The 4,862-nt window shown below is 47.4% G+C and carries 7 protein-coding genes; 2 read left to right on the top strand and 5 right to left on the bottom strand.

The features are described 5' to 3' along the window. A partial coding sequence (locus ACTIE6_RS17655; protein ID WP_439557895.1) for a c-type cytochrome occupies positions 1-1,261 on the top strand: 1,261 nt, incomplete at its 5' end. A 185-nt stretch (positions 1,262-1,446) separates the two neighbouring features. Then, positions 1,447-2,088, top strand: a complete 642-nt coding sequence (locus ACTIE6_RS17650) for a hypothetical protein (protein WP_439557894.1) — start codon at positions 1,447-1,449, stop codon at positions 2,086-2,088. Between the two features lie 5 nt (positions 2,089-2,093). Here ACTIE6_RS17650 and ACTIE6_RS17645 read toward each other — a convergent pair whose 3' ends face one another. The 5 genes from ACTIE6_RS17645 to ACTIE6_RS17625 all read right to left on the bottom strand — a co-directional run. Further along, positions 2,094-3,026: an aldo/keto reductase gene (locus ACTIE6_RS17645; protein WP_439557893.1), complete on the bottom strand. Its 933-nt coding sequence runs from the start codon at positions 3,024-3,026 to the stop codon at positions 2,094-2,096. 125 nt (positions 3,027-3,151) lie between these two features. Continuing rightward, positions 3,152-3,577, bottom strand: coding sequence for a hypothetical protein (locus ACTIE6_RS17640; RefSeq protein ID WP_439557892.1), 426 nt, complete (start codon positions 3,575-3,577; stop codon positions 3,152-3,154). A gap of 97 nt (positions 3,578-3,674) precedes the next feature. Further along, positions 3,675-4,037 carry a hypothetical protein gene (locus tag ACTIE6_RS17635; RefSeq protein WP_439557891.1) on the bottom strand — a complete coding sequence of 121 codons (363 nt, stop codon included), beginning with the start codon at positions 4,035-4,037 and terminating at the stop codon, positions 3,675-3,677. Between the two features lie 167 nt (positions 4,038-4,204). Next, a complete protein-coding gene (locus ACTIE6_RS17630; RefSeq protein ID WP_439557890.1) occupies positions 4,205-4,546 on the bottom strand; it encodes a hypothetical protein in 342 nt (113 codons plus the stop codon). A gap of 230 nt (positions 4,547-4,776) precedes the next feature. Next, positions 4,777-4,862, bottom strand: an 86-nt coding sequence (locus tag ACTIE6_RS17625; protein WP_439557896.1) for a RagB/SusD family nutrient uptake outer membrane protein, incomplete at its 5' end; no start/stop codon positions are given.

Raw genomic sequence — 4,862 nt, 5'->3', positions numbered from 1 at the left:
CCTGCTTGCACTGGACGCGCGTACAGGAAAGCGGATCTGGCATTTTCAAACCATGCACCACGATATGTGGGACCGCGATCTGCCTGCTCCGCCGAACCTGGTAACAGTCACGAAAAACGGACAGAAGATTGATGCAGTAGCGCAGGTAAGTAAGCAGGGATACATTTTCCTTTTTGACCGGGCCACAGGTAAACCTATTTACCCGATCCGCGAGGTAACCGCGCCACAGGCTGCATTGCCTGGCGAACACCCCTGGCCCACCCAGCCCGTACCGACCAGGCCGGCCGCATTTGCAAGACAAGCCTACACTTTGACAGAAAATGATATCAGTCCCTATGCGCCCGACCGGGATTCACTTAAAGCTAAATTCAAAACCTACAAAAAAGCACTTTTCGCTGCCCCAAGCAAGGAAGGTACTGTGATCCTGCCTGGCTTCGATGGCGGAGCTGAATGGGGCGGCGCGGCGGCTGATCCTGATAAGGGTATATTGTATGTAAACAGCAACGAAATGGCTTGGATACTAACGATGAAAGACACACCCAAGGAATCGGAACTATCGACGCTAAGCCCGGGCGAGAAAACTTACACTACTTACTGCGCAACCTGTCACGGCGCACAGCGGAAAGGCAATGCAAAAAGCGGGTATCCGTCACTTGTGGATATTGGCAGCCGCCGCGACCGGGCATTTGTCAGCCAGCTTGTCACATCAGGCAAAGGAATGATGCCGGGCTTTCCAATGCTCACTGCGGGCGAAAAGCAGGCGTTGATTTCCTTCCTGTTTGGTGACGAAAAAGTGGAAGCGGTATCGCAAACTCCCGCCTCCAAAAAGACATTTCTACCATACCAAAGCACCGGATACAACAAATTCCTGGATGCAAACGGGCTACCCGCAATTACGCCGCCATGGGGTACTTTGAATGCGATCGACCTGAATACGGGCAAATATCTTTGGAAAATCCCGTTTGGTGAAGTGGCTGCATTGAAAGCGAAAGGAGTTCCAACGACCGGCACCGAAAATTACGGAGGTCCTGTTGTGACCGCCAGCGGACTGCTTTTTATCGCAGCGACCAAGGATGGAAAATTCAGGGTTTTTGATAAAACCAATGGAAAACTTTTGTGGGAAACCATGCTCCCGGCGGCCGGATTTGCCACACCCGCTACATATGAAGCAAACGGAAAGCAGTTTGTCGTGATCGCCTGCGGAGGTACCAAGCTTGGTACCAAGAAAGGCAATCAATATGTTGCTTTTGCATTACCCTGAGCTGACGATATCGCATTTAGCATATTACCTGACCTCCACACAGCTTTGAGCAAAAACACACATGCGGGATAGTACCTCCTGCACGTTGCCTTACGCTTACAAGCTGAATTGAACCACCAAATCATTTCATTGCCGCGCAAAGCAAACAAAAGGCGATGTTTGGCATTAACAACCAACAATCCGAAATGACTATGTTCAATGACAATAAAGCAGTGGATGCAACAGGGAATGAGCTGAGCTTTCTTTACGAAATGCTCTTTTGTGATGAGCTGTCTCTTTTTGAAGAGGTGCTGGAAGATACCGGGGTATACCCCTGGCAGGTACTTTTCAATCCGATGGCAACACCGGATGAACTGTACGGACTGATTGATCTGGCTACCAACGAGACGCGGATCAAGCTGCTGGCTTACCACAGATTACGCCAGACCAACCAGCCTGTTCTGAAACAGGAGCTCCTGGGTGTTATCGTTGAAGTAGGCTTGCAGGACGGGCTGGATGTGCTCGCAGCCTACCAGGATGGAACAGCCAGGTACCTGCATCATACCGGCAAGATCATTTTGTGGGAATCTTCCAATGAACAATCACAGGTACTTATTGACACTTTGCTTCTAGAAAGCAGTAAGGTGGTGCAGGAAATAGGGATCTGGCCACACGGACGGCTTAATCCACCCAAGACTGGCAATGCAAGGATTTCCTTTCTGGTATCCAATGGGCTCTATTTCGGCGAAGCAGATTGTGATGTGCTTTTCAGCGACCCATTGGCCGGCCCGGCTTTGATGGCCGCTACTGCATTGCTCAACTATCTTACTTCAAAAGTACAGGCATAGTTGCGTCAAAGCGCCTCAATGTACTTCACCATCATTTTCCTTGCATTTGCGTCAGGCAATTTGCCGGTTGCAGCACCAAGATTATCAACCAGGTGCTTTACATCGGAAGTGCCGGGAATGACGCAGGTAACTGCTTCGTGGCTGATGATGTATTTGAGGAAATACTGCGCCCAGCTTTTGATACCATAATCGGCCGCCCAGTCGGGTAGCTGCTTGCCTTTGGTGGCCCTGAACAATGCTCCCTGCTCGAAGGGTTCGTTGATCAAAACAGCCACTCCATTGTCACGCGCCGCATTCAGCAGGCTTTTTTCGGCATTTCTGGAGCGAATGGAATAGTTAAACTGCACGAAGTCCACTGACTTCGATTTTACGATTTGTTCAAGCCTGGAATGTGCCGAGTCTGTGTAATGCGTGATTCCTATATACCTCGTTTTTCCCTCCGCTTTCCAGTCTTTCAATGTTTTCAAATGCGTTTCCCAGTCAAGCAGGTTATGGATCTGGATCAGGTCCAGCCTGGTACGTTTCATTTTCTTCAACGAGGCATTCATCTGATCAATACCTTCCTGGCGCCCGTTTGTCCATACTTTCGTAGCAAAGAAGAATTGTTCATTGAGTTTTAATTCCGCCGACAAATCCCCGATTACCTGTTCAGCCCGGCCGTACATGGGTGAGGCATCGACAACCTTTCCGCCCAGTTCGTTCATTTTTTTCAAAACATCTCTCAATGGATTTCGCTCATCGGCAGAACTACCCACATCAAACTGCTGCCAGGAACCCAGCCCCACAACGGGAAGCTTCTCTCCTGACGAAGGAATGTTACGCTGCATTAACATAGCTGGTGCTTTAATGGCTTTCACCGGAACGGGATCAATAAGCAAACTTGCACCTACTGCTCCAAGTCCCTTTAATACTTCCCTTCTTGAAAAATTGGGCGTCATTGCATTTAAATCGTGTTGATAGCTCAATTTACGCAACAATCGAACAAACGCCTCAAAAGTATATAAAATAGAAAAGGAGCCAGATCGAGCTGACTCCCTTTACAAACCTTACACCAATTTACCTTTTACTTTTTCTCAATGGAAACGTTTACCTTATAGTCTTCCAACTTGGGCGACTGGGAAGTTTCCGGATATGGAAGTACCTCGTTCACACTGAGCACATAGTTTTGGCCGCTCAGCGTGAATGTTTGAAAATCGGTGCGCTTGTCTCCTTTAAACGCCAAATCAACGTCGGTAGCATTTTTTCCATCGGACACATTGAATTTTACTTTGGCATCGCCCATCTGAATGCAAACGACATTCTTCGGACAGCGACTGTCGGTGACTTCGCGGAGATCCACTTTCAGGTCATCGCCTGTTGTCGGGACGGTGGTCAACTGACGATAAGGTACAATGGTAGTCGCTGCTTTTTCCTGCGGAGCGGCTACTTCATTTTTTGTGCATGCAAATGTGGAAGCACAGATCAATGCGATAAGAATTGTTTTTTTCATGGTATGTTAATTAAAGACAATCAAAAGAACCATTAATGCAAAAAATGGTTGTAAGCCGCGAAAATTTGTAATGCTAAATTGCCAGAACGACCCGCCACTAAACTTCAAAAGGAAGTTCATACTCCCTTGAAACGGGCTTTGAGCTTCTGGTTTTGACAGTTACCCGCGCTTTCAAAGGACTGCCGGTCAGCAGGTGGTACTTGATATATTCGTCTTCATTCCTTGCCCATGATTTATCTTCAATGTAGTATTCAGTCGCGCCTGATTTGCCTGCCAGGTAAGCCCAGCGCTCCACTGCATTCGGCTCGAAGGTGATAAACTGTCCCATACTCATGATCTGTATTCCCGGCAGACCTGCATTCCCGAGCTCAGTACATGCCTCTACCACCACATTGATGCTCGTATTATCTTCGAGGTCACGCACCGACCATTGGTCGATCATTGTTTTTGTATTCGCCATCTTTCTTATTTTAAGTTCTGCAACTCAAAATAAGCTTTGAATAGATATTTGAATTTTACAATGAAAGAGTGGCGGGGTTCATTTATTATCTGGCAAAGAATTGAAAGCAGGGCGTAAAAAAAGCCGGGAACAAGTCCCGGCTTCACTAATATGCTGGATCAAAAACCTTATCCTGCATTATTACCATCTTTATCCAACTTCACACGGGCATTTTCATTACCCTTTGCCACCTGCAATTCATAGTACTGCGAATTATTATTTTCCGTTACCAGGAAAGCCTTCTTGACCGTCCATCCGGCGAAGTCGTCACTTTTGATCGTCTTCTTGATTCCTTCCGGAAGATCTTCCGGCTTTACGGCAACTTTGTCTTCCTTGTTATCTTTTTTGACGGTGGACTGCTTTTGCGCTGCTACCTCCTGTTGTTGCGCTTCCGGCTGGCCTGTCTGGGCCTGCGCCGAGGCAAAGGAAATCAGCGTCAGGGCAAGTGCCGATACTATTAGCTTTTTCATGATCGTATGTTTTTTAGACAATTGATACTAATTCTCGTGCATCCGCACTTCTACCTGACTCATAAACATCATTGTGCCAAAATTGCTAACTATCTTACATACAAAGCAATAGCAGATTTTTCAAGATTACTGTAATGGTAATCAGCTCCGCATTATGTTGTCATTTTCACCAAAAACAAAAAACCCGCGCCGATATGCCGGCGCGGGTTTTCAGTATCTGTAACATCCGATTACTTATCGTAACCCGGATTCTGAACCAGCTTCGCGTTACGGTTGATCTCGTCGCGGCTGAATGGGCGGAAGTACATTTTGTCCA

The organism is Dyadobacter sp., assembly GCF_051859145.1.
Classification (GTDB): Bacteria; Bacteroidota; Bacteroidia; order Cytophagales; family Spirosomataceae; genus Dyadobacter.
This window is presented reverse-complemented; position numbering and strand designations above follow the sequence as displayed.